Annotated in this window: 22 protein-coding genes; 11 read left to right on the top strand and 11 right to left on the bottom strand. The window is 33.3% G+C overall.

Features of this window, described 5'->3' with window-relative positions:
* The first annotated feature begins 110 nt into the window (after positions 1 to 110).
* Together ACEN92_RS19485 and ACEN92_RS19480 are read left to right on the top strand one after the other, a co-directional pair.
* On the top strand, positions 111 to 491 hold the full coding sequence (locus ACEN92_RS19485; RefSeq protein ID WP_495639979.1) for a group III truncated hemoglobin: 381 nt from the start codon (positions 111 to 113) through the stop codon (positions 489 to 491).
* A gap of 98 nt (positions 492 to 589) precedes the next feature.
* Positions 590 to 1030, top strand: coding sequence for a hypothetical protein (locus tag ACEN92_RS19480; protein ID WP_495639978.1), 441 nt, complete (start codon positions 590 to 592; stop codon positions 1028 to 1030).
* Between the two features lie 34 nt (positions 1031 to 1064).
* Here ACEN92_RS19480 and ACEN92_RS19475 read toward each other — a convergent pair whose 3' ends face one another.
* Together ACEN92_RS19475 and ACEN92_RS19470 are read right to left on the bottom strand one after the other, a co-directional pair.
* On the bottom strand, positions 1065 to 1478 hold the full coding sequence (locus tag ACEN92_RS19475) for a DUF1348 family protein (RefSeq protein ID WP_495639977.1): 414 nt from the start codon (positions 1476 to 1478) through the stop codon (positions 1065 to 1067).
* Positions 1478 to 2005 (bottom strand): TetR/AcrR family transcriptional regulator, encoded by a 528-nt coding sequence (locus ACEN92_RS19470; RefSeq protein WP_495642364.1) that lies wholly within the window; start codon positions 2003 to 2005, stop codon positions 1478 to 1480. Before ACEN92_RS19470 ends, ACEN92_RS19475 begins: the two co-directional genes overlap by 1 nt.
* Positions 2006 to 2258: 253 nt before the next feature.
* Here ACEN92_RS19470 and ACEN92_RS19465 point away from each other — a divergent pair, with 253 nt between their 5' ends.
* A complete protein-coding gene (locus tag ACEN92_RS19465) occupies positions 2259 to 4016 on the top strand; it encodes an aromatic amino acid hydroxylase (RefSeq protein ID WP_495639976.1) in 1758 nt (585 codons plus the stop codon).
* Between the two features lie 152 nt (positions 4017 to 4168).
* Here ACEN92_RS19465 and ACEN92_RS19460 read toward each other — a convergent pair whose 3' ends face one another.
* The gene (locus ACEN92_RS19460) at positions 4169 to 4789 is read right to left on the bottom strand and encodes a DUF4230 domain-containing protein (RefSeq protein ID WP_495639975.1); all 621 of its coding nucleotides are present in this window, start codon (positions 4787 to 4789) and stop codon (positions 4169 to 4171) included.
* A gap of 216 nt (positions 4790 to 5005) precedes the next feature.
* Here ACEN92_RS19460 and ACEN92_RS19455 point away from each other — a divergent pair, with 216 nt between their 5' ends.
* Both ACEN92_RS19455 and ACEN92_RS19450 read left to right on the top strand, forming a co-directional pair.
* Positions 5006 to 5380 carry a SpoIIAA family protein gene (locus ACEN92_RS19455; RefSeq protein WP_495639974.1) on the top strand — a complete coding sequence of 125 codons (375 nt, stop codon included), beginning with the start codon at positions 5006 to 5008 and terminating at the stop codon, positions 5378 to 5380.
* Between the two features lie 17 nt (positions 5381 to 5397).
* Positions 5398 to 5898: a pyridoxamine 5'-phosphate oxidase family protein gene (locus tag ACEN92_RS19450; protein WP_495639973.1), complete on the top strand. Its 501-nt coding sequence runs from the start codon at positions 5398 to 5400 to the stop codon at positions 5896 to 5898.
* A 53-nt stretch (positions 5899 to 5951) separates the two neighbouring features.
* On the opposite strand, the gene ACEN92_RS19445 is transcribed toward ACEN92_RS19450, so the two are convergent.
* A complete protein-coding gene (locus tag ACEN92_RS19445) occupies positions 5952 to 6959 on the bottom strand; it encodes an LLM class flavin-dependent oxidoreductase (protein WP_495639972.1) in 1008 nt (335 codons plus the stop codon).
* Between the two features lie 139 nt (positions 6960 to 7098).
* Positions 7099 to 8508 (bottom strand): APC family permease, encoded by a 1410-nt coding sequence (locus ACEN92_RS19440; RefSeq protein WP_495639971.1) that lies wholly within the window; start codon positions 8506 to 8508, stop codon positions 7099 to 7101.
* A gap of 371 nt (positions 8509 to 8879) precedes the next feature.
* Here ACEN92_RS19440 and ACEN92_RS19435 point away from each other — a divergent pair, with 371 nt between their 5' ends.
* From ACEN92_RS19435 to ACEN92_RS19420, 4 genes are all read left to right on the top strand, one after another.
* A complete protein-coding gene (locus ACEN92_RS19435) occupies positions 8880 to 10301 on the top strand; it encodes a sensor histidine kinase (protein ID WP_495639970.1) in 1422 nt (473 codons plus the stop codon).
* The gene (locus tag ACEN92_RS19430; RefSeq protein WP_495639969.1) at positions 10291 to 10671 is read left to right on the top strand and encodes a response regulator; all 381 of its coding nucleotides are present in this window, start codon (positions 10291 to 10293) and stop codon (positions 10669 to 10671) included. The genes ACEN92_RS19435 and ACEN92_RS19430 overlap by 11 nt, the downstream gene beginning before the upstream one ends.
* Before the next feature lie 252 nt (positions 10672 to 10923).
* Entirely contained in the window at positions 10924 to 12300 is a 1377-nt protein-coding gene (locus tag ACEN92_RS19425) for an AAA family ATPase (RefSeq protein ID WP_495639968.1), read from the top strand.
* A gap of 3 nt (positions 12301 to 12303) precedes the next feature.
* Positions 12304 to 12843 (top strand): hypothetical protein, encoded by a 540-nt coding sequence (locus tag ACEN92_RS19420; protein WP_495639967.1) that lies wholly within the window; start codon positions 12304 to 12306, stop codon positions 12841 to 12843.
* Between the two features lie 144 nt (positions 12844 to 12987).
* Here ACEN92_RS19420 and ACEN92_RS19415 read toward each other — a convergent pair whose 3' ends face one another.
* The 5 genes from ACEN92_RS19415 to ACEN92_RS19395 all read right to left on the bottom strand — a co-directional run bounded on the left by ACEN92_RS19415 (position 12988) and on the right by ACEN92_RS19395 (position 22459).
* On the bottom strand, positions 12988 to 14106 hold the full coding sequence (locus ACEN92_RS19415; protein WP_495639966.1) for a C40 family peptidase: 1119 nt from the start codon (positions 14104 to 14106) through the stop codon (positions 12988 to 12990).
* A gap of 335 nt (positions 14107 to 14441) precedes the next feature.
* The gene (locus ACEN92_RS19410; protein ID WP_495639965.1) at positions 14442 to 16706 is read right to left on the bottom strand and encodes an aconitate hydratase; all 2265 of its coding nucleotides are present in this window, start codon (positions 16704 to 16706) and stop codon (positions 14442 to 14444) included.
* Positions 16707 to 16831: 125 nt separating this feature from the next.
* The gene (locus tag ACEN92_RS19405; RefSeq protein WP_495639964.1) at positions 16832 to 19618 is read right to left on the bottom strand and encodes a bifunctional aconitate hydratase 2/2-methylisocitrate dehydratase; all 2787 of its coding nucleotides are present in this window, start codon (positions 19616 to 19618) and stop codon (positions 16832 to 16834) included.
* 379 nt (positions 19619 to 19997) lie between these two features.
* Positions 19998 to 20951 (bottom strand): AAA family ATPase, encoded by a 954-nt coding sequence (locus tag ACEN92_RS19400; protein WP_495639963.1) that lies wholly within the window; start codon positions 20949 to 20951, stop codon positions 19998 to 20000.
* 77 nt (positions 20952 to 21028) lie between these two features.
* Positions 21029 to 22459, bottom strand: a complete 1431-nt coding sequence (locus ACEN92_RS19395) for a peptidylprolyl isomerase (RefSeq protein ID WP_495639962.1) — start codon at positions 22457 to 22459, stop codon at positions 21029 to 21031.
* Positions 22460 to 22989: 530 nt separating this feature from the next.
* Here ACEN92_RS19395 and ACEN92_RS19390 point away from each other — a divergent pair.
* Positions 22990 to 24429 (top strand): alpha-amylase, encoded by a 1440-nt coding sequence (locus ACEN92_RS19390; protein WP_495639961.1) that lies wholly within the window; start codon positions 22990 to 22992, stop codon positions 24427 to 24429.
* A 145-nt stretch (positions 24430 to 24574) separates the two neighbouring features.
* Positions 24575 to 26164 (top strand): peptide chain release factor 3, encoded by a 1590-nt coding sequence (locus tag ACEN92_RS19385; protein WP_495639960.1) that lies wholly within the window; start codon positions 24575 to 24577, stop codon positions 26162 to 26164.
* A 224-nt stretch (positions 26165 to 26388) separates the two neighbouring features.
* Here the strand turns inward: ACEN92_RS19385 and ACEN92_RS19380 are convergent, their stop codons facing one another.
* A complete protein-coding gene (locus ACEN92_RS19380; protein ID WP_025572408.1) occupies positions 26389 to 26697 on the bottom strand; it encodes a DUF3467 domain-containing protein in 309 nt (102 codons plus the stop codon).
* Between the last annotated feature and the right edge of the window lie 52 nt (positions 26698 to 26749).

Here is a 26749-nt window from a genome sequence, read left to right as displayed (position 1 = left end):
GATTCTCTGTGTAATCTTTGTGTAACTTTGCGTAATTGCTTTTTCACAGAGATTCACAAAGTTTTTCGCAAAACTTCACTAAGAAAAGTAATTATCTTATTATAAAAAACATGACAACTCAAGATATTTCCAACATTGAAGACATTAAAATTTTAGTAAACACTTTTTATGAAAAAGTACAGAACGATGATTTAATTGGTCCCATATTTAATGAAAAAATAATGGGAAGATGGCCTGAGCATCTGGAGAAAATGTATCGTTTTTGGCAGACTATTCTTTTAGAGGAACATACTTATTCAGGAAGCCCTTTTCCTCCGCACAAACAATTACCGGTAAACCAATCTCATTTTGATCGCTGGATGGAAATTTTCACCTCAACAATAGATTCTTTATTTATTGGAAAATTAGCCGAAGAAGCAAAAGTCAGAGCAGCAAATATGGCGCATATGTTTAATTATAAAATTGAATATTTCAGGAATTTGGAGAAATAAACAAATCAGCACAAATTAATATTTGCTTTCAATATCAAAATATGATTACTTTTAAATCAAACAAAAAGCCTCATAACCTACAAAAAATCTCATTTAATATGAAAAAATCAGTTCTGCTCTTTTTATTATGTACTTTCTTTTTCAACCTTGCTGATGCACAATCTGTAAAAAACAGTTTATACAAAGGTACAGTCGATGGAAAAACACCCGTAACATTTTACATAAAAGCTGAAGAAAATCCTTGTACTGCTGACTTAATGTATACATCAATGTATCGATATGGTAAATCCGGCAGTTGGATACAATTAGACATTACCCAAAATAAAAAGAATGAGAATCACTTTGTATTAGTAGAGTATGGGTTTTCAGGCGTTATGATTTTGAAGAAGGACGGAGCAAATTTTAATGGATTATGGATAAGTCCTGACAGTAAAAAACAATTAAAAGTCGACTTGAAAGAAGTCACTATGACTAAAAAAGAAATTGAAAATTACGAAAGCAAAATGGAGAAAATAAACTATGAAAATAATGATTGTTAAAAACGGTCATTATTTTCATAGTTTATTTTCTGCTTTACAACAATTTCCTGTCTGATTCGCTAATCCGAATATCATTGATGCTGGCAAACCTTTTTTGCATAAGTCCGTTAGCATCAAATTCCCAGTTTTCGTTACCGTAGGCTCTGAACCAACTGCCTTCAGATGTTTGATATTCGTACTCAAATCTTACCGCTATACGATTTTCGGTATGTGCCCAATACTCTTTTTTTAGTTTATAATGCAATTCCTTTTTCCATTTTTGAGATAAAAACGAAATAATAGCCTCTCTTCCGGTTATAAACTGATCGCGGTTTCGCCACTCACTATCTGCCGTATAAGCTTTTGAAACACGTTCCGGATCCTTACTGTTCCAGGCATCTTCTGCCATTTGAATCTTTTGAATTGCCGTTTCTAAAGTAAAAGGCGGCAATGGTAATTTCTGTTCCATTATTCTAAAATTAAAGTTTCAAGAATTATTTTTGATTGTTCGATGAGTTCGTTGGATTTAAAAAGCTGACTCTCAATAATACAGCTTTCAAAAAGTAAATAAACATGATCTGCCAGTGTTATTTCTTTTAAGATATCTAAAAAATAATTCCTTAAATCTCTTTTATGACTTTGAATAACTTCTAACATTTTGACGTTATCAGAAGGAATTTCTGAAAGAATATTGAGGAAACTGCAGCCTCTGAAATTTTCTTTCCCGTTCATAAAAATTAAAAAATCAAACGAGGAAATTATTTTTTCTTTTGGGTTTTCCTTATCTAAAGTAAATTTTTGAAGTTCTTCAAACCAATATAAATGGCGTTTATTTAAAAAGGCTACTCCTAAATCCTCTTTCGATTTAAAGTGCTGATAAAAACTTGCCTTTGCTACTTTTGCTTCTTCAATAATCTGATTAATCCCTGTTGAATTGTAACCTTGTTTAGGAAACAAAGTAAATGCCTGCTCTAAAATCCTTTCTTTGGGTTGCATCATTTTAAAATTTTCATAAATATAGTTTTTTTTATTATTAATACAGACCAGTCTGTCTATATTTTTTTAGCCCTGATAGTAATGAAAATCCTTTTTTGGAAAAAACTATTTTTTCCCGCTTTTCAGGAGGGACCAGCGGAAGCTCATGAAAAGTGCAAGAAAAAAAGATTTTTCATAAAAAGATTGTAATGAATAGCAGGAAATAGCTCCTGAAATTCGTAAATTCGCATTATAATCTACAACGATTTCGAATATGAATCCAACTATTGAAACAAATCCGTTATTAGAAAGATTGCCAAAACATTTAAAGCAATTTATAAAACCTCAGGATTATAGCGATTATACTCCAATTAATCAGGCGGTTTGGCGTTATGTGATGCGTAAAAATGTAGATTATTTATCGAAAGTTGCGCACCATTCCTATTTAGAAGGTTTGCGAAAAACAGGAATCGAAATTGATTCGATTCCGAGCATGTATGGCATGAACCGAATTCTGACTGAAATAGGCTGGGCTGCTGTTGCTGTTGATGGGTTTATTCCGCCCAACGCTTTTATGGAATTCCAGGCCTATAATGTTTTGGTTATCGCATCAGATATCAGGCAATTAGAGCATATCGAATATACTCCCGCCCCGGATATCATTCACGAAGGCGCCGGTCATGCCCCTATTATTGCGAATCCCGAATATGCAGAATACCTGCGCCGTTTTGGAGAAATTGGCTGTAAAGCGATTTCGTCACATAAAGATTATCAGATGTATGAAGCGATTCGGCTACTTTCGATTTTGAAAGAAGCAGAAGATACACCACAGGAAAAAATTGATGAAGCTGAAAAAGCAGTTGCCGATTTACAAAATAATATGGGTGAATTATCTGAAATGGCTCAAATTAGAAACCTGCATTGGTGGACAGTTGAATATGGCCTGATTGGAACTGTCGAAAATTCTAAAATTTATGGTGCAGGATTACTTTCTTCGATTGGTGAAAGTGCCTGGTGCATGACAGATAATGTCAAGAAAATCCCTTATGATATCTCGGCGGCGAATCAAAATTTTGATATTACACAATTACAGCCTCAACTATATGTAACACCAAATTTCTCTTATTTAAGTTTGATTTTAGAAGAGTTTGCCAACAAAATGGCTTTGCGTACCGGAGGTCTTTCGGGGCTTAATAAATTGATACATTCTAATGCTTTAGGCACAATTGAATTAAGTACGGGTTTACAGATTTCGGGTATTTTTACGAAAGTAATTGAAGAAGAAGGAAAACCTGTTTACATTCAGACAACAGGAAAAACGGCTTTATCATATCGCGAAAAAGAATTAGTCGGTCATGGAACCCTGACACATTCTGAAGGATTTGGAAGCCCGATCGGAAAACTAAAAGGTTTTAATTTAGCCATTGAAGACATGAGTCCAAAAGACTTGCAAGCTTATAATATTGTTGAAAACGAAACGGTAAAATTAGAATTTGAAGGCAATATTATTGTTGAAGGTGAAATCATTACAGGTTCCAGAAATCTGCATGGGGAAATTATTTTAATCAGTTTTAGGAATTGTACTGTAACTCATGGTGAGGAAGTTTTATTTCAGCCAGAGTGGGGAAATTACGATATGGCGATTGGAAAAAAAGTCGTTTCAGCATTTTCAGGACCTGCCGATGTAAATAGTTTTGACTTAATTAATACAGTTCCAAAGACTACAACCATTAAAGCGAAACATACTGACAAACGTGATGCTTTAGAAATTTTATATCAGACCGTACGCATGATTAGGGAAAATAAAGATTCTAAATCAAAACTAAAAGCTGTTTTTGAAAAATTAAAAAAAGATCATCCTGCTGATTGGCTGCTTTCTGTAGAAATTGCCGAACTTTTGAAAGATTCAGAAGAGACACCGTTTTTGCACGAAGTATTGGTTTACCTGGATCAATTGAAAATAAATCGTCCTGAAACAGCGCATTTAATTTCCGGCGGATTAGATTTGATTTTTGACAAGGAGAAATGTTAGCTTCAGCATCATAAAAATAGTTTCAACTCTACTCAGCTTGACATTCCTTTTTTTTTTTAAATGATAAGTTAAGGCATTTTAAACACAAATTCCACAAATTAACACTAAATCAATCTGTGGTAATTTGTGGAATTCGTGTTTTATGTTTTTTTCTACAGTTTCAAATCCTGATTAAAATCGACATCAGATTCAATGGTTTTTCCATTGTATTGTAATTTCCATCCCATTGTATTTGTCAAAATCAGAATCTTGGACAATTCGCTGATTAATCTATTTTGAGCATTTGTTTTTAGTGAAGATTTTTCAATTTTCTTTGCCAGATTTGCCTTTACGGACTTGTTTATTTTGTTATAATCATCACCCGTAAACGGATTTAGTTTACTTTGTTCAACATCATAAAACTGAATATCGGGATTGATCGTAATTTCTTCTTTTGGAATATTCAGAATTGTAATTGTTTTACTTTTTTCATCAATATCGTATTTCATTTTATGTAAATCATACGCCACAGTAACATTTGCATTCACGACAATCAGTGCTTTTTTCTCAAAAGAAACCATGTCCATCAAATATTTCTGTTGATTTTTATAGGTCAGTACTTCGGAAAAATGTCCTTCGGTAACCACTAACTTTCCAACATTCAAAATTTGCTGCTGTATCAGATTGGTATTATAATCAATCGTAGAATCATCATCCTTTTTGAATTCACAATATTTGAAAGCAAGTATAATAATAACGACAATTCCGATACCGGCTAAAATTCTTTTAAGCATAATTTTGATTTAATAATGAAACGCATAGCTAATTTAGTGTTTTTTTTCAGAAGAATTCTTAAGGTTATGCTGAACCCGTCTTTTAAAGCAAAAAGGAGCGATTTAATTCCAAACATTGAAATTATGTAAGATTATCAGCTTTTCAAATAACCTTAAAAACAACGTTTCGCATAATTTTGTGAAAAATGATTTTTAAACCTCCTAAATGAAAATGTCATGATCGAAAAAATTAAAGAATTACCACCGAATATGATTGGTTTCAAAACTGCCGGAGACATTATTAAAGGCGATGTTGATTTTGTTACTTCAGAAGTAAGACTTTTAATTGAGGATACTCAAAAGCTTAATTATTTACTCTTTTTTGACAATTCTCCTACTGATTTTACTTTAGGGGCCTGGCTGCATGAAGCATTACTCAGCATCAAAAACATTACAAAATGGACACGTGCGGCAATTGTAACTGATTGTCAGAGAATGATCAATTTCACGAAGGTTTTTAATAAAATAATGCCCGGAGAATTTAAAGGATTCAAAAAAGAGGATTATTTGCTGGCTGTTGACTGGACTGCAGAAAAAATTGATTTGGATTAAATTAAAAGAAATATGTCATGAACGAAAATTTAAATAATAAAGAAGCTGTCAATAAATTGATTGAATTAGTAAAAGATATACATGTAGGGATTTTTTGTACTGAATTAACAAAGATTCCAATTCAATCAAGACCAATGAGTGTTGAAGATGTAGATGATCAGGGAAATTTATGGTTTATTAGTTCTGCGACAAGTAATAAGAATTTCGAAATTCTAAAAGACGATCAGGTTCAGCTTTTTTTTGCTAATAATTCTAGTTCACAATATATTTCTATCTATGGTCATGCAACAATATACAACGATCAGCAAAAGATAGATGAATTATGGACACCAATTGCCAATGCCTGGTTTGAAGAAGGGCAAAGAGACCCAAATGTCACTATTATAAAAGTTACACCTTCAGATGCTTATTATTGGGACACGAAAGACGGAAAAATAATTTCATTGCTCAAAATGGCCGGATCGGCATTATTTGGCAATAACCCGGATATTGGTGTTGAAGGGAAATTAAATTTATAAAAAAAAAAGAGACTCAAATTGAGTCTCTTTTTTTTTTATAAATTTAAACAACATTAATTTTTGTTTAGTTCATCAATCACTTCTTTTGTAAGCCGGATACTTTTTAATTTGGCCTGATGGTCAAAAATAGGGCTTGTTATCATGAGTTCATCAATTTTAGAATATTTAATAAACTCTTTTAAATCAATTATAAGTTGTTCTTTACTTCCCACAAAAGAACAAGCTGTCATCTGATTTACATGAAAACGCTCCTCTTCACTCATAATATCATCCAAATTATCTACCGGAGGCTGCAATCCTTTACGATCATTCCTGATTAAATTCAGAAACATTTGATACAGACTCGTCGACAATTTTTCGGCTTCTTCATTTGTATCGGCAGCAATGATATTCACACATGCGATAGTTTTTGGTTTATCTGCAACGGCAGAAGCCTGAAAATTATCCCTGTAAAATTCAAATGCCTGTAACATCTGGCGAGGTGCAAAATGTCCTGCAAAAGCATACGGATAACCATAAGAAGCAGCTAAGGAGGCACTTTCCATACTTGATCCTAAAATCCAGATTGGAACTTTTGTTCCTTCGGCAGGAAAAGCCCGCACTTTTGCAGCAGCATTTTCTTCTGAAAAATAATCCTGAAGCTTAGACACGTTTTGCGGAAATCTTTGTGCCTGTTCAAAAAAATCTTTTCGGATAGCTTCGGCAGTTGGCTGATCTGTTCCCGGAGCTCTTCCTAAGCCTAAATCAATTCTGCCCGGATAAAGCGTTTCAAGAGTTCCAAATTGTTCGGCAACGATCAAAGGTGAATGATTGGGAAGCATAATTCCGCCGGAACCTACTCGTATGTTTTGCGTCTGACTGGCAATATATCCAATCAGGACTACAGTTGCCGAGCTTGCTACATGTGCCATATTATGATGTTCAGCCAGCCAAAATCGTTTATATTCTAAACGGTCTGCCAGCTGCGCTATTTCTTTTGTTTTTTGTAAAGTTTCAGACGCATTACTATCTTGTGTAATAATGGCGAGTTCTAATATGGAGATTGAAATGGAGTCTTTCATGTAAATATTTGCTATTGTGCAAAATTAATTCATTTAAAACGAAAGCTAAATTCTGCGGTGTTAATAGAATTATAATATTTGAAATTTAATCCATAAAAAAACGCCTTACTATAAATAAGGCGCTTTTGGGTTTATAATTTTATTCTTTTGGTTTCGTCAGATAATAAACCGGGATTCCGATCAGCATAATCAAAATTCCCCATCCACAGGTAGAGAATTTCGTAAAAAGAAGTGATATACAAATCGCCGAAGCAATTAGAATATAGAGTAATGGCAAAAATGGATATCCAAAGGCTTTATAAGGTCTTTCGACATCCGGCATTTTTTTACGCAAAATAAAAATTCCGTAGATTGTCAAGATGTAAAAAATCAAAACAATAATAATAACAAAATCCAGCAAATCACCATATTTACCTGTCAGACATAAAGCCGAAGCCCAAATACACTGTGCCCACAAAGCCCATGCAGGTACACTGAATTTATTCAGTACTGCTGCTTTTTTAAAGAACAAACCATCGTTTGCCATCGTATAATATACTCTTGCTCCAGCCATAATCAAACCATTATTACAGGCAAAAGTCGAAATCATAATCATAATGGCGATAACCAAAGTGCCGATATCCCCAAAAATATATTGCGAAGCGACTACCGCTACCCTATCCGATTTGGCTGTCGCAATTTCGTCTAACGGAATTACAGCCAAATACATCAAATTTGTCAAAACATAAATAATGGTCACGATAAAAGTTCCTAAAAACAAACTTAAACCCACATTACGTTTTGGATTTTTAATCTCTCCGGCAATAAAAGTTACACCAACCCAGGCATCACTTGAGAATAACGATCCTACCATTGCTGCCGAAATTCCTGTAATCAATGCCTTTCCGCTAATAGGAAGCCATGAACCATTATCTGTATTATATGATCTTGGTGTCCAGGCATCTGCCCAGTTAGCATCCCAAACCGATGCTTTTGCTGCAAGAGTCAATCCAAAAACGATTAAACCCAACAGGGATAAAATTTTAATAATTGTAAGAACTGTTTGTAAAATCTTTCCATTTTTTACGCCCCTACTATTAATGTATGTCAGTAAAACAATCGTTACAATCGATACAATTTGAGCTCCGTTAAGTTTAAAAGCCCCTAATTCAAATAATACATTTTCATCACTCAGAGGTTCATAAAGATAGGCTGCAAATTTTGAGAAAGCTACACCGACGGCAGCAATCGTTCCGGTTTGGATTACCGCAAAAAAGCTCCAGCCATATAAAAAGGCAATCAGTTTGTTGTATGCTTCTTTCAAGTACACATATTGCCCGCCTGCTTTTGGAAACATAGCACTCAACTCGCCATAACTCACTGCGGCAATAATGGTAATTAATCCTGAAATGAGCCAAATCAATGTCAGCCACCCTGCTGAACCTACTTGTCTGGCAATATCGGCACTCACAATAAATATTCCGGAGCCAATCATAGAGCCTACTACAAGCATGGTTCCGTCTAGTAATCCGAGTTCTCTCTTAAAATTTTCCTGATTGTTTTCCTGCATTATTTTTGGTTTTTTGGTTGGTTAAAGATATACTTTTTTTAGAAATTTTAGATTTTTAGAATGCAGATTTTAGATTCTTTAAATTATTCTGTACGTACTCCTTCAGGTCGGGATTTTGTTTTCATGAGATATAAATTAATATCAGTTTTATAATCATATCAACAGTAATAAAACAGAGAAAATATAAAAGTAAATTCTTATTTTTTTTATTAAATTTGAATAAAGTATATTTTAATTCAAAGTAAACATTTAATTAACAATCCTTTAATCCCTCAACATATCCATGTCCGGAATACCAACGAAGCTTCTTCCTGCAAAAAAAGATTTACGGCCAGACTTGAATCAAATTATTAATCTGTAAATTCAGAACTATGACTAAATTTCAGGTTTATAAGAAATTACGTTTCACAAATATTTTCATTCTTTTAATTGTTTTTGTTTCTTGTGCCTTACTAATTTGTATCAATTTTTTCACTATTAAAATCCTGTCAGCAAACAGAGCCTATATAAGCGGAGAATCACATTATTCAAAAGGTCAAAAAGATGCTTCTCGTCATTTGATAACATATCTATATACTAAAGATGAAAACCAATGGAAATTATACCTGAAAGAACTGAAGGTTCCACAAGGTGATGGAATGGCAAGAGCAGCATTATTAAAAGGGGGAGATCAAAAAATTGCCCGTAAAGCACTGCTTCTGGGTAGAAACCATCAGGAAGACTTAAACGATATTATTTGGTTATTTGTTAATTTTAAACAGGTTTCTTTTTTTGCAAAAGCTATTGATGAATGGGAACAGGCCGATAAATTAATTTTTAATTTATTTAAAACAGGGCAACAAATCAATACTAAAATAAAAAATAATATTTTAACTGTAGCTGATCAACAAAAATTTCTTAAGGATATTAGTGCAATCAGCGATAAACTTACTATTAATGAACGTAACTTTTCGAATACACTGGGCGAAGGAGCGCGCAAAATAAAAGACTTGCTTATTTTTACTAATGTATTTTTCATTCTGATTATCATTTGCAGTGTTAGTTTTTATTATTCAATAATGGTAAAACACCTAATTGCTTCTAAAAAAGAAATCGAAATAAAAAATGAAAACCTAATACTGGCAAATCATGAGCTTGACCGTTTTGTCTACAGTGCTTCACATGATTTAAGATCTCCAATAACCTCATTAAAAGGCCTGATAAAAATTACTCAATCTGAAGATAATATCGATCAGATTAGGGAATATCTGGGTTTAATGCACGAAAGTTTAGCCAGACAAGATCAGTTTATTGGTGACATTATTGATTATTCGAAAAACAAACGAAAAAAAATCATCATAGAACCTGTTAGCTTACACGAACTAATTGATGAAGCTATAGCTCAACTCATGCATTTTGAAAATGCCGGTCAAATTGAGATTACAAAAGAATTATTGGCAGATGAAATTCAAAGTGACAGTTTACGCCTGAAAATCATTATTTCGAATTTACTTTCAAACGCTATAAAATATGCTGACAATAGTAAACAGCAAATGTTTATATCCATTAAAACCTATTTGGACAATGATTTTTATAAAATTGAAATATCTGATAATGGAATTGGAATTAAAGATGAATTTAAAGATCATATTTTTGAAATGTATTTTGGAACAAACAAAAACAAAGGATCCGGGCTGGGATTATACATTGTAAAAGAAGCAGTTGAAAACATTAAAGGAAACATTTATGTGTCCTCAGAAAATAATATAGGAAGTAAATTTATTGTAGCAATCCCAAGGTCTTATGGAATTTAAACCTCTATTTTTATTAATTGAAGACAATCTTATCGATCAGATTGTTATCAAACAACTGATAAGAAAATCTCTTGATATTGAAGTAAACATTACCAACAATGGCAGGGAGGGTTTACTGTGGCTGCACGATCACGAAAATCTGCCTGTAATTATTTTGCTGGATATTCAGATGCCTATAATGAATGGTTTAGATTTTTTGAAAGAGTTTGATAAATTAAGTGAAAATTTTAAAAAAGAAATTCAGATTTATGTCCTTTCATCTACATTAGATCCTGATGAAATCAAACGAATTAACGAGAATAATTATGTAACTGATTTTTTAAACAAACCTTTGCATATTGAGGATTTCATAAAGAAAATTCACCTTTAATTCTAAAACATGATTTACAGTGAGAAAGTTATTTAGCGATTGGAATCTTTTTTAATTATTTTTGAAAGAATAATACGAAACAAACCTTTGTGTTTACATTCATTTTTGGGTAGATTGACGAAGGTTTGTTTTGTATATATACAAGTTAAGCGTAATGCTAAAATAAACGAGACTAACAGTGGTAGTTAGTACTACTAGACGAAATATATCATTAAAAAAGACTAAATTTACACAAACATATTTGACAAAAAAATGAAAGTAGATATTAAAGAACTTGGCTATGTGAAAAATATTCAATTAGACTTAGGCAAAGACTTAACTATTCTTTGTGGGCCTAATAATACAGGTAAAACATACGTAGCTTATGCGATATATGGACTTATGAAATTTCGTTCTGAACTACCAAAGTCAAAAAAAGTATCAGAAGAAATAAAAAACCTTATAGAAAAAGGGCAAATAGAATTAGATATAATTGACCTTTTGACAGAAAATAATGCATCATATTTAAATGCTATTGGCAAAAGTTATGTTAAGCAAATTCCTAAGGTTTTTGCATCGGATGATAATACATTTACTAAAACTGAAATCAAAATTGAACTTGGCGAACTTTTAGATTTAAAAACTAAAATCTTAGCTGAAAAAATTAGCCAGGAAATCGGTATAAGAAATAGCTTTTCTGTAAAAATAGTAAAAGAAATAGATTCTTCTATAATAACGTGTATTCTAATTGAAAACGAAAACAAAGACAATACAAATAAACACGAAATTCCCACAGCTATTCTTCTTGATTTTATCGCAGACAGAATATTTGATATTTTTATAGACTTTATTTTCCCTAAAACATACATTGCACCAGCAGAAAGAATTGCAATTAATATTTTCTCTAAAGAGCTATCTTTAAAAAGAAATGTTTTAGTTGATAAATTGCTAGAATTAAAAGATGTAGGAAAAGATGATGACCCTTTTGATTTAATAAAAAGACGTGCAACAAGATACCCATTACCTGTTAGGGATAGTCTTGAAATATCTGAAGATTTAAATAATTTTAAGAAAAATATTAGTGAATTTGGATACTTTGCAGATGAAATAGAAAAGGAAATATTAAAGGGACAAGTTTTAATTTCTAAAGAGGGAGACGTTCAATTTAAACCTGACAAGGCAAAATCTTTAAAATTACCGATTCATCTAACCGCTTCCGTTGTAAAATCTTTATCTAACTTAGTTATATATTTTAGACATCTAGCAACTAAAGGTGATTTCATAATTATTGATGAACCTGAATTAAATCTTCACCCAGACAATCAAGTAATTATCGCAAGAATAATTGCAAAAATAGTAAATAAAGGATTTAAAGTTTTAATAAGCACTCATAGTGATTATATTATAAGAGAACTCAATAACTTAATTATGCTTAAAAGCAAACCTAAATTTGCTAAAAAATACAATTATCAAGATGATACTTTGTTAACATATCAAAAGGTAGGTGCTATTTTGTTTCATTATAATACAAGAAAATCAACAATCCTTGAAGTTTCAGAAACAGGATTTGAAGTTGAGACTATTGACAACGTTATCAACGAGCTAAATGAACGCTCTGAAGATATATTTTTCAACTCTGAACCTGAATAAAAAATGCCAAATATACTATTTCAAAAAATATCAGAAATAATTAAAACTGACTTTAAAAATTCATTTACAGGGGGAAATGTTGTATTACAAGATAGCACGAGTAAACCTGTTAAGATAAATAAAACCGGTAATTTTTTATGCTTGCAACCTGACAAAAAAATTAAAGATTGGAAAAATAATTTTCCGTTTTTCGAAACTTCAATTCCTGAATTATGTAGTGTTTCTGACCATATAATAATTTACCCGAAAACAGACTCTCTTTATATTTTTATTATAGAGTTAAAAACAACAAACCCAACAGGTGCAATTAAGCAGATACGAGCTAATTATGAATTAGGAAAATATATTTGTGGAACTGCAAAGAGAATGCTTAATAATCCATCTGTCAATATTCAATATCGAGGTTTGATTTTTTCAAGTAAAACTTTTAAAGGAACAACTAAGCCTAAAAATCCAATATACCAACAAGACATAAATTCAGAACTCAGATTTAGACATTTACAATCTGGAAACAGCTACAACTTAGATATATTAAGTTACTAAAAAAACATGTTTGCCATATTTGAATTTTAGTTGAATTATTCTTTTAATTCGTAGTCATTTTTAACATTCGCTACATTAAATTACATTCTAATCCACTCTAAGCAACAGAATTATTAGCAACGAAATTTTCGGCAAATTATAAAATTATTCCAAAATACGATTTACCTGAGAAAAAGTTCTTTCATAATAAGGTTCTTTGGTTGAAGAAATCATAACACCTCCGTGAGTTGAAGAATGAACAAATTTAATTTCTCCATCAAATACTTCTACAACCATTCCGACATGGTTAATGTGATTCCTGCCGTTGGTTTTAAAGAAAATCAAATCCCCTTTTTGCGCTTCACGTGTGTTTACTTTCATTCCAATTCTGGATTGTTCGATTGAACTTCTTGGCAGCTTAATGTCAAAATTTCCAAAAGTACAATACATTAACCCTGAGCAATCAAAACCTGCTTTTGTTGTTCCTCCGGAACGATAACGCGTCCCTATATTTTCGGTCGCATTCGATATCAATTGATCTATTAAATCATAATGGTTACTCACTTTTATTAGTGCAGCAGAATCATTTTTAACTATTACTTTATCATATGATTGCTGAGGAGAATTTAAAGTATCCTTTATTATCTGAATTGGTTTTGAAGCTTGTAAAGCATCCGCTTTTTCTTTTGAAACATGAATTTTTAAAATATAACCCAGTGGCAGTTTCTTTTTAATTTCCGGATTCTGTTTCTCTAATTCGGCTACGGTAATTCCGAATTCTTTTGCTATGGCATATTTTGTTTCTTTAGGCAGAACTTCTCTTGAAACTTCTACATCTATTGGTATTTGAACATTTTCAGTTGTTTGAGAAATTGTATTCGGATTAGATGGAATAATAATTTGTTGTCCTATTTTTAGGCCTTCTGTCTCCAGAAGCGGGTTTGCTTGTTTTAAATCCTCAACAGAAATATTATATTTTTTTGAGATTCCCCAAAGCGTTTCTTTAGCCTGAACTTCGTGCAAGCCCGGAGTTGTGTTAGCAACAGTTTCATTAGGTCTTACTGTTGCTGATTGATTGGCATTTGGAATTAATAAAACCGAATTTAGTTTTAAAATTTTAAGAGCGTTTGGATTTGCTTTAATTATATCTTTTGGTTTCAGTCCGTATTTCTTAGCAATTATGGTAAGGTTTTCACCTTTTGAAATGGTGTGTTTGATATATTTTTCCTGAGAAAAACCTGCTATACTAAAAAAGAATATTATGATGGCTAACCTAAAAATCATTTGGGGGGATTTTTTTATTTAACTGTGTATGATGTATTTAAGAGAATCTAATAAAAACAATGCATACCTATAAAGCGAATTTAACTTTTTAAACTAAAAAAAGCACTTTTTTTAACAAGTTTTTAAGTTCTGCTTAACATTTAAAAATGCTTTTGGGATAACTATTTTTAAAATATTCATGATAAAAACACATAAGCCCTAGCCCAGATGGAAGCGGCATCCTTTTGTTTTTTTGCTGCCAAAAAACAAAAGATATAGCGGACAGCTGGAAATAGCTTCTAACAAAAAACGCCCTGTTTTCACAGAGCGTTTTGAGTATAATTGATTCTTAAAGATTAAGCTTTTCCTGCAGCAATTAAATTTAGTGCAGAACCTGCAACGAACCAGCCGATCTGACCTGCGTTGTAAGTATGGTTTGCCAGAATAATATCTTTAGTACCATCTGCGTGAACGAATTCTAACGTTAATGGTTTTCCGGGAGCAAACTCGGTTAAATCAGTAAAGTTGATTGTATCATTCTCCTGAATCTTATCGTAATCAGCTTCGTTAGCGAAAGTCAATCCTAAAAGACCTTGTTTTTTAAGGTTTGTTTCGTGGATACGGGCAAAAGATTTTACCAATACTGCCTTAACGCCTAAGAAACGTGGTTCCATTGCAGCGTGTTCACGGGAAGAGCCTTCTCCATAGTTATGATCTCCCACAACGATTGATGGAACTCCAGCCGCTTTGTATGCGCGGGCTACAGCAGGAACTGCATCATATTGTCCCGTTAATTGATTTTTAACCGAATTTGTTTTTTGATTGAATGCATTTACGGCACCAATCAGCATATTGTTAGAAATATTATCTAAGTGTCCGCGGAAACGCAGCCATGGTCCCGCCATAGAAATATGGTCGGTTGTACATTTTCCGAATGCTTTGATTAATAACTTCGCACCCGTAATATTTTTACCATCCCATGGATCAAAAGGAGCTAATAGTTGTAAACGCTCAGATTCTGGATTTACCACTACCTGAACTCCGGTACCATCCTCAGCCGGAGCCTGAAAACCCGGATCCTTAACATCGAATCCTTTTGGAGGCAATTCGTCTCCGGTTGGTGCTTCAAGTCTTACTTCTTCTCCATCCTCGTTAATTAAAGTATCTGTTAACGGATTAAAGCCTAAATCTCCTGCAATAGCCATAGCGGTTACCAATTCCGGAGAACCTACGAAAGCTAAAGTGTTTGGGTTACCGTCTGCTCGTTTTGAAAAGTTACGGTTAAAAGAGTGAACGATTGTATTTCTCTCTTCTTTTTCTGCTCCTTCTCTGTCCCACATACCAATACATGGTCCGCACGCATTGGCAAAAACAGTAGCACCAATTTTTTCGAAAGTATCAATAAAACCATCTCTTTCGATTGTATAACGAACTACTTCAGAACCTGGAGTAATAGTAAACTGAGATTTCGTTTTTAAGTTTTTAGCACTTACCTGTCTTGCCAAAGAAGCCGCACGGGCAATATCTTCGTAAGAGGAGTTGGTGCAAGAACCAATTAAACCGACCTGAATTTGTAATGGCCAGTTGTTTTTAATCGCCTCTTCTTTCATTTTAGAAATTGGAGTCGCTAAATCCGGAGTGAAAGGACCGTTTAAGTGTGGCTCTAATTCAGTTAAGTTGATTTCGATTACCTGATCAAAATATTTTTCAGGATCAGCATATACTTCAGGATCTCCTGTTAAGTAAGCAGCCACTTTATCTGCCGCATCAGCAACATCAGCTCTGTTTGTAGAACGCAGATAACGTCCCATAGAAGCATCATACCCAAAAGTAGAAGTTGTTGCTCCAATTTCAGCTCCCATATTACAGATAGTCCCTTTTCCGGTACAAGACATAGAAGTTGCACCTTCACCAAAATATTCAACAATAGCACCAGTACCACCCTTTACAGTCAAAATACCGGCCACTTTAAGAATAACATCTTTAGGAGCCGTCCAGCCTGATAATTTACCAGTTAATTTTACTCCAATTAATTTAGGAAATTTCAATTCCCAGGCCATTCCGGACATAACATCTACAGCATCAGCTCCACCAACACCAATGGCGACCATTCCTAAACCGCCTGCATTTACAGTATGAGAATCAGTACCAATCATCATTCCGCCCGGGAAAGCATAATTTTCAAGTACTACCTGATGAATAATTCCGGCTCCCGGTTTCCAAAAACCGATTCCGTATTTATTAGAAACTGATGATAAGAAATCGAAAACTTCGTTGCTTTGTGTTTTTGCTCTGGCCAAATCGGTTGCCGCATCTACCTTTGCCTGAATCAGGTGATCACAGTGAACTGTTGTTGGAACAGCAACTGTTTTCTTTCCTGCGTGCATAAATTGTAATAACGCCATCTGTGCCGTTGCATCCTGACATGCTACTCGGTCCGGAGCAAAATCGACATAATCAACACCTCTTCCAAACGCCTTTGTTGGATTTCCGTCCCAAAGGTGATTATACAAAATTTTCTCAGTCAATGTAAGTGGACGACCAACAATCTCGCGTGCTTTATCAACACGACCAGGCATGTTGTCATACACTTTTTTAATCATTTCTATATCAAATGCCATAATTGTGTAATTGTTTTTGTTTATTTTTTTGAACATTCTAAGATACAAAAAATTGAGTAGTTACTAATAAAAAAGCCTGAGTTTATCACTCAGGCTTTAGAATTTATGATTAAATTATCATTTGATTATTGTTGGACCAATAATTTATGAGAAGGTGCAAACTTAGTCAGGTTAATACCTTCTACTGCTGTTACATATTCCTCTATTGTAGGAGTCCTGCCTAATATTGTGGATAAAACAACAACTGGTGTTGATGAAAGCAATGACTCTCCTTTTTTACCTTCAGCATCTTCTACTACTCTTCCCTGAAAAAGACGGGTCGAAGTTGCCATTACAGTATCTCCTTTAGCCGCTTTTTCCTGATTACCCATACAAAGGTTACATCCCGGACGCTCTAAATACAACATGTTTTCGTATTCTGTACGTGCAGCACCTTTAGGCACACTATCGTCAAATTCGAAACCGGAATATCTTTGTAAAACTTCCCAGTCACCCTCAGCTTTTAACTCATCAACGATGTTATAAGTAGGAGGTGCTACCACAAGAGGTGCTTTAAATTCAACTTTACCTTTCTGTGTTTCAATATTTTTAAGCATTTGAGCAAGAATCTTCATGTCACCTTTGTGAACCATACATGAACCAATAAATCCAAGATCTACCTTTTTATCACCTCCGTAAAAAGATAAAGGTCTGATTGTATCGTGAGTGTATCTTTTAGAAACATCATTATTATTAACATCCGGATCAGCAATCATTGGTTCTGAAATCAAATCAAGATCAACTACAACTTCTGCAAAATACTTCGCATTTGCATCTGGAGTCAAAGCTGGTTTTTCTCCCGTTTTAATTTCTGTAATTCTCTTGTCTGCTTTATTAATCAATCCCTGAAGAACATGTTTTTCATTGTCCATTCCTTTATCGATCATGATTTTGATTCTGCCTTTTGCAATCTCTAATGATTCAACTAAAGTGTCATCTTCAGAAATACAGATAGAAGCTTTAGCTTTCATTTCTGCAGTCCAGTCTGTAAATGTAAATGCCTGATCAGCAGTAAGCGTTCCTAAGTGAACTTCAATGATTCTACCCTGAAATACATTTTCTCCACCAAATTGCTTAAGCATTTGAGATTGTGTAGCATGAACAACATCACGGAAATCCATGTAACTTTTCATGTCTCCTTTGAAAGTAACTTTTACAGATTCCGGAATTGGCATTGAAGCTTCTCCGGTAGCAAGTGCAAGAGCAACTGTTCCTGAGTCAGCACCAAAAGCAACACCTTTAGACATTCTGGTATGTGAGTCACCACCAATAATGATAGCCCACTCGTCTATTGTAATATCGTTAAGTACTTTGTGAATTACGTCTGTCATTGAATGATAAACTCCTTTCGGGTCACGAGCCGTGATTAGACCAAAATCGTTCATGAATTTCATCAATTTTGGAATGTTTGCCTGCGCTTTTTTGTCCCAAACCGATGCAGTATGACAACCTGATTGGTAAGCACCATCAACGATTGGCGAGATTACCGTAGCAGCCATAGACTCTAATTCCTGAGCAGTCATAAGACCTGTAGTATCTTGCGATCCTACAATATTAACTTCTACACGAACATCAGATCCGGCGTGCAATACTTTACCCGGAGTGGTACCAACAGCGTTTCTGTTGAAGATTTTTTCAACTGCTGTAAGACCTTGCCCTTCAATAGAAACTTCTTTTGATGGAGCAAATACAGTAGGAATATTAATACCTAAAAGTTTACATGCAAATGTTTGGATTTTTTTACCAAATACAATTGCGTATGAACCGCCGGCTTTAATGAATTCCAATTTCTGAGGCGTGAATGCCTTAGAAATGTCGATCAGTTCCTGATCACCATTATATAGTTTTTTCTTTTTTGTGTTTATTGTAAGAACTGTCCCGGTAGCAACAGAATATGTTTCTTCCAGAACTGGATCACCACTTTCATTACGAATTGGGTTACCATCTGCATCCAATTTTTTAACCCAGTTTTTAAGATCAATACCAATACCACCAGTAACATCAACTGTTGTCAGGAAAATTGGAGAAATACCGTTTGTACCTCCAACAATTGGAGCAATATTTACAAATGGAATATATGGGCTTGCTTGTTTACCAGTCCAAAGAGCCACGTTGTTTACACCTGACATTCTTGATGAGCCTACACCCATTGTACCTCTTTCAGCAATCAACATCACACTTTTATCAGGATGCTGTGCCTGAAGTGCTTTAATTTCGTCTTGAGCCTGAGGCGTAATCATACATTTACCATGCAATTCACGATCTGAACGTGAATGAGCCTGGTTACCCGGAGAAAGTAAATCTGTCGAAATATCTCCAACTCCGGCGATAAATGTAACAACTTTAATTTCTTCAGCTATTTCCTGAAGCTTTGTAAAAAACTCAGCTTGTGCGTAACTTTTAACAATCTCTATGGCGATTGCATTACCGCTTTCAAACGCAGCCTTAAGACGGTCTGTGTCGGCATCATAAAGATAAACTTGTGTCTTAAGAACTTTTGCCGCTTCTTTTGCAATAGCATCATCATTACCTAAAGCTAAATCAAGGAGTACTTCAATCGAAGGTCCGCCTTTCATGTGTGATAATAATTCAAAAGCAAAAGCAGGGGTAATTTCGCTTACTGCAGATTCACCTAAAATGATCTCTTTTAAAAATTTTGCTTTTTCACCGGCAGCACTTGTAGTTCCCGGTATAGTGTTGTAGATAAAAAATTTAAGAGAATCTTCTCTGTATTCATTATTTACATCTTTAATTTGAGCAATAATTACACTTAACAAATCGGCACCATCAATTGGTTTCGGGTTAAGCCCTTGTTCTTTACGCTCTTCAATTTCTTTAAGGTAATCTTTATAAATAGTATTATCAAAAGCCATAGTAAATTAGGTATTTTTTATTTTTTGTTCGCAAATTTAGGAATTAAAGCTGAGAATTAAAAAAAATATAATGGATGTCCCTTTTTCAAAAAATATTATTACAAAATAATGAATTACATTGTTTTTTATTGTCAAAAATTGAATTTTACATTCAAATATTAAATTATCAATAATTTAAAAACTTTTCTTTAACAAAGTCGAAATTATATGTTACAAACGAGATATGATTTTGCTCTATTTTTGAGCAAGAATGTTTCTAAATAAGTATTTATATCGTTATAGTTTATTTCTTTACACAGTTTTTATACGTAAAACTACTTAAAACCAAAAAGCCTGAAAGATTTTAAATCTTTCAGGCTTTTATAAAAATCTATCTTTTTTACATCAACTTCTGAATAATAATCTCTTCCGTTATTCCTTCAGCATCAGCTTTGTAGTTTTTAATAATTCTGTGACGAAGAATTCCGGTTGCAACTGCTTTTACATCTTCAATATCCGGCGAAAATTTGCCATTAAAAGCGGCGTGTGCTTTGGCCGCTAAAATTAAATTTTGAGAAGCTCTTGGTCCCGCTCCCCAGTCTAAATAATTTTTAACAAAATCATTTGACAAAGCATTATCAGGACGTGTTTTACTTACCAGGGTCACTGCATATTCAATTACATTATCCGCTACAGGAATTCTGCGGATCAAATGTTGAAAATCTATAATTTCCTGTGCTGTAAACAAAGGATTTATTGTCGCTTTCACATCCGAAGTAGTTTGTTTTACTACCTGAACTTCTTCCTGAAAACTTGGATATTCCAGTTTTACAGCAAACATAAAACGATCTAACTGCGCTTCAGGCAAAGGATAAGTTCCTTCCTGTTCAATTGGGTTTTGGGTTGCCAATACGAAATAAGGTAAATCCAGCTTATGATTTTCTCCGGCAATGGTAACCGAACGTTCCTGCATTGCCTCTAATAAAGCAGCTTGTGTTTTAGGCGGAGTTCTGTTAATCTCATCAGCCAGAATTATATTAGAAAATATGGGTCCTTTGATAAATTTAAACTGTCTGTTTTCATCTAAAATTTCACTTCCTAAAATATCCGAAGGCATTAAATCCGGAGTAAACTGAATTCTTTTAAAATCTAAACCCAGAGCCTGAGACAAAGTATTTATCATTAAAGTTTTTGCTAAACCGGGAACACCAATTAAAAGCGCGTGTCCTCCAGAAAATATGCATAATAAAATTTGATCTACAACGGCATCCTGGCCTACAATGATTTTTGCTATTTCGGTTTTTAATTCATTTCTTTTTTGAACTAAATTGTGAATTGCTGCTACGTCAGACATTTAAATATATTTTAAAATTGAAAAGAGTTAGCTCTATGAATTCATAAAACTAACTCTTTTTATTTATTTTATAAAAATTATTTTTTCAACCAATTGTTTGTAAAAGTACAATCTCTGTATTCCCCAATAATCTTTATATATGTATCTTTTATTTTTGCATCAAACCATTTCGCAATAGCATTGATTTGTTTTTCTTTTAATGCTAATTCTTTAATTTTAGTGTAATCTTTAGCATAATCAGCAGTATGCTCATCAATTCTGTTGGTAACAGTAATTAACTTATACGTCTTTTTTCCTTTATCATCCGTATTTAAAAGAGGTTGGGAAACTTCATCATCTTTTAGATTTGAAACCTGACTGTACAATGTCGGATCCATTTTAGTTAACTCAAAACGGGTATCCTGCGTATTCGGATTCACTAAAGTCCCGCCATTTGCTCTGGTTTGTTTTTCGTCAGATTCAGTTCTGGCAGCATCAGCAAAAGAAATTTCTTTATTTACTATTTTATTTCTGATATTAGTGATTCTCTCTTTCGCTTCTTTTAAAGCATCTTCAGAAACCGTTGGCGATATTAAAATATGTCTTAACTCTACCTCTTGTCCTTTTATTTTATCAACCATTATAATATGATATCCATAAGTGGTTTCAAAAGGTTCGGAAATTTCACCTTCAGCCAAACTAAAAGCAACGTCCTTAAACTCTTTCACAAATGGAGTTTTTCTGGTCATTTTATAATAACCTCCGTTTGGTGCAGATCCCGGATCCTGAGAATACAAAACGGCTTTTGTAGCAAAACTGGAACCTTCCATTACATCTTTTTTGATGCCATTTAGCCTGTCAATAACCTTTTGTTTGTCTTCTTTTGAAACTTTAGGTTCTACAACAATTTGCGCAACTTCCATTTCAGCTCCAAAAGTTGGCAATTCTTCTTTTGGGATTTTTTTAAAGAAATTACGAACTTCCTCAGGCGTAATTTCTACATCTTTAACAATTTTATCTCTCATTTCTGAAGATAATTTTTGCTCCTTTAATATATCAGCAAAATACGTTTTAAATTCTTCAACAGAATTCTTTTTATAATAAGCGACCACTTTATTAATGTCTCCTACCTGCTGTAACATATAATTTAGCCTCTCATCCATCATACTTTTTACTTCGGCATCACTAACTATAATACTATCCTGAATTGCCTGATGTGCATATAACTTGTCTTCTAAAAGCTTTCCAAGCATCATACATCTTGTAATATCTTTTATAGAACCTCCCTGGCTTGAAATTTCTAAATATCCTTTATCAATATCAGAATCTAAAATAATATAATCTCCAACAGTCGCAATAATACCGTCAACTTTTTGCTTGTTGATTGAAGTCTTTTCTGCAGGTTTTTCGGCTACAGCATCTTTAATAATTTCCTGCGCAGAAATAAATGAGTTGAAAAAAAGTAAAAAACATATTGTCAGAACAAATTTATAATCAATAGTTTTTAGCTGTATTTTTTTTAATAACATTATTTTAAATTTAATTTTTGAATGTAAAGTCTTGTTTTTTATCGTTTTATTTAAAACAAAAATCAATTAAATGAATATTTTCAAAACTTTAGAAAATATAAAAAAATTGCATCCGGTTTTTTTACAACTTATAACGAACAAAAATAACAATTCAATTACATAATACAAGTATCGGCTATACTATTAACAAAAAATTATAGGATAGTTCTAAAATCCAACAAAATAACTGCTGGTATCAAATGAAACTTTATAAAAGCTAAAAAAAATACACATTTAGAAATATCATATAATTCCTTTATCACTTTTATTTCTGATGAGTTCGTGAATAGCTTTCACAGTCAAATAAAGTTTTCCATACTACAACGTTTTCGCTGTATAACTATTTTCTTAAAAAAAATTACCAAATCAAAAAACATATAATTTAGATAGATAATTAACAAGTTATAAGTCTATAAATTACGAATAATTTGTTTTTAAAGGCTTAAAATATGTAATTAAAACTATTATCTAACCTAAACCAAATCATTATTATGAAAAAATCTAAGCTACAGATTTATTTAATGGCTGTCATCACAGTATTTTTTTACTCGTGTTCTCAAAACGAAACAGATGTTGACGCAAAAGCTGAAAATCAGCAATTTAAAATTATCAATGTTACAAATCACGACGGTAAACCATTCAATACAGGAGACACGAAATCATCTTCTACAGGGAAATATGTTGATAATCCCGGTGGCGGAGTTATGATGCAGGCTTTTTATTGGGATGTTCCTGCCGGTGGAAACTGGTGGAATACTATTAATGGCAAAGTAACAGACTGGTCTAATGCCGGAATTGGCTCAATATGGCTTCCCCCTGCTTCAAAAGCACAAAATGGAGCATTTTCTATGGGATACGATCCTACAGATTATTTTGATTTTGGAGATTATAATCAAAATGGAACAATAGAAACCAGATTTGGATCAAAAACCGAATTGGTAAGTTTAATCACAAAAGCACATACCGAAAATGTGAAAGTATATGCAGACATTGTAATCAATCACAATAGTGGAGGACAATCTGAAGCGAATCCATTTACAGGAACCAATACCTGGACTAATTTTAATGGAATTGCTTCAGGAAAATTCAAGCGTACTTATAATGATTTTTATAAAAACAGCTACGGAAATAATGATGAAGGATCTTTTGGAGGATTTCCGGATTTATGTCACGCGAATCCATATGTTCAGGATTGGTTATGGATAAGAGCAGATGGAGTTGGTAAATATTACAAAAACACCATGAAGTTTGACGGCTGGAGATTTGACTACGTAAAAGGTTTCGGGCCATGGGTGATAAATGCATGGAATGCGAATGTTGGTGGATTTTCGGTGGGAGAATATTGGGATGCTAATGTAAATACACTTGAATGGTGGGCTAACAATGCCAATAGCTCTGTTTTTGATTTTGCCTGTTACTATAAAATGAATGATGCTTTTGACGGAAATAATCTTGCATTATTAAATGACGATATGATGTGGAAAAGAAATCCATACAAAGCTGTTACTTTTGTCAGTAATCATGATACAGATGAGATCTCAAACAAATTATTAGCATACTCTTATATTCTGACCCATGAAGGATATCCAACAATATTCTACAGAGATTATGAAGAATGGCTTGATAAAAACAAGTTGAATAATCTAATCTGGATTCACAATAACAAAGCCACAGGAACAACTTCAATTTTATATTCAGATAATGATGAGTATATCGCAAGAAGAAATGGTTATAATGGCAACCCGGGATTAGTTGTTTACATCAATAACTCAACTTCGTGGCAGGAAAGATGGATTCAGACTAATTGGGCCAATACTCAAATTAAAGATTTTACAGGAAATTCAACCTGGTATCCAACTACACAGGCAGATAAATGGGTAAAAATACAATGTCCTCCAAAAGGATATTCAGTTTGGTCAATTAATCAGTAATTTAAAAATGGATTATCTAAGGCTGTCCTTTAAAAAACAGCCTTATTTTTTTCTGCATTCCAAAGAAAAGACTTCTAAATTAAGAAGTGAATATTTTTATTACCACTTAATTAATAGTACTTTTGCATCCTATTTATACTAAAATATGAGTTTTTTAAAAGAAATACAACGCAGAAGAACATTTGGAATTATCTCGCATCCCGATGCCGGTAAAACAACATTAACCGAAAAACTATTGCTATTCGGAGGTGCAATTCAGGAAGCAGGAGCCGTTAAAAATAACAAAATAAAAAAAGGAGCAACAAGTGATTTTATGGAAATCGAACGCCAAAGAGGTATTTCGGTTTCAACCTCTGTCCTTGCTTTTAATTATAATGACAAAAAAATCAACATCCTTGATACTCCCGGTCACAAGGATTTTGCCGAAGATACTTTTAGAACTTTAACAGCTGTTGACAGTGTTATCGTTGTTATTGACGTTGCAAAAGGGGTTGAGGAACAAACTGAAAAATTAGTCGCAGTTTGCAGAATGAGAAATATCCCGATGATTGTTTTCATCAATAAATTGGACCGTGAAGGAAAAGATGCTTTTGACTTAATGGATGAAGTAGAGCAAAAATTAGGACTGACGGTCACTCCATTGAGTTTCCCTATCGGAATGGGTTATGATTTTCAGGGAATTTATAATTTATGGGAACAAAACATTAACCTTTTTAGCGGAGACAGTCGTAAAAACATTGAAGAAACTATCGCATTTTCAGACGTTCAAAATCCGGAATTAGAAAAAATTATTGGACAGAAACCGGCAGACAAACTTCGTGAAGAATTAGAATTAATTGACGAAGTATACCCTAAATTTGATCGTCAGGATTATCTTGATGGAAAATTGCAACCTGTATTTTTTGGTTCTGCCTTAAATAATTTTGGAGTTCGTGAATTATTAGATTGTTTCGTATCTATTGCTCCTTCTCCAAGACCTAAAGATTCTGAAACGCGTCTGGTAGACCCTACCGAAGAAAAAATGTCTGGTTTTGTGTTTAAAATACATGCCAATATGGATCCTAAACATCGTGACCGTTTAGCATTTATAAAAATTGTTTCCGGAACTTTTGAAAGAAATAAACCTTATTATCACGTTCGTCAGAAGAAAAATTTAAAATTTTCAAGTCCAAATGCTTTTTTTGCTGAAAAGAAAGAGATTGTAGACATTTCATATCCTGGTGATATCGTAGGTTTACACGATACAGGAAATTTTAAAATTGGCGATACCTTAACCGAAGGAGAATTAATGAGCTTCAAAGGAATTCCAAGCTTCTCGCCGGAACACTTTAGATACATCAATAACGCCGATCCAATGAAAGCAAAACAACTGGACAAAGGAATTGATCAGTTAATGGATGAAGGTGTTGCGCAGTTATTTACACTAGAAATGAATAACCGTAAAATTATCGGAACAGTTGGAGCACTGCAATATGAAGTTATTCAATATCGTCTGGAGCATGAATATGGGGCAAAATGTACGTATGAAAATTTTCCTGTACATAAAGCATGCTGGGTAAAACCTAATGATCCTAAAAGTGATGAATTTAAAGAGTTCAGAAGAATCAAACAAAAATTTCTGGCTCATGATAAATATGGACAATTGGTATTTTTAGCAGATTCAGATTTTACGATTCAGATGACACAAAGCAAATATCCAAATGTAAAATTATTTTTCACATCGGAATTTGAATAAAATATCTAAAAAATAAAAAAGCGCCAATTGCAAAATTGGCGCTTTTTAATAGAAATTAAATTTAGCTTTTGGAAAATTAATTTTCTCATTTTATGTTAGTCAAATATATAGTACAACTTTAACTCTTTAAAATATATTCGTTGAAAGTAAATTAAATCCGACTAAATACACTTTTATTAATTCATTTTATAAAAAAAAGCTCCATTTCTGGAGCTTTTAAAATTTTATGCTTGTCCTGCCGGACCAAAATTAAGCGGAATTGGTGCTTGTTCAGTTTCTTTGATTTCGCCATGAGCAGCCTCAAATCGATGAATATTTTCTCCAATTGCTCTCAGTAATCTTTTAGCATGTTGTGGCGTCAGGACAATTCTTGATTTCACCTTGGCCTTTGGAGTACCCGGCATAATATTTACAAAATCTAAAACAAATTCAGATGATGAGTGATTGATAATCGCAAGGTTAGAATAAATTCCTTCTGCAATAGTTTCATCTAACTCAATATTAATTTGCTCTTGTTGTTTCGGATTACTCATAATTTTAATGTTTTTTCAATTTCCCTCTTTCGAAAAAGAGGGAGTTGATAAG

The organism is Flavobacterium sp. Flavsp81, from assembly GCF_059491325.1.
The sequence above is the reverse complement of the archived record's forward strand: the minus strand, read 5'-3'. Positions and strand labels throughout refer to the sequence as shown.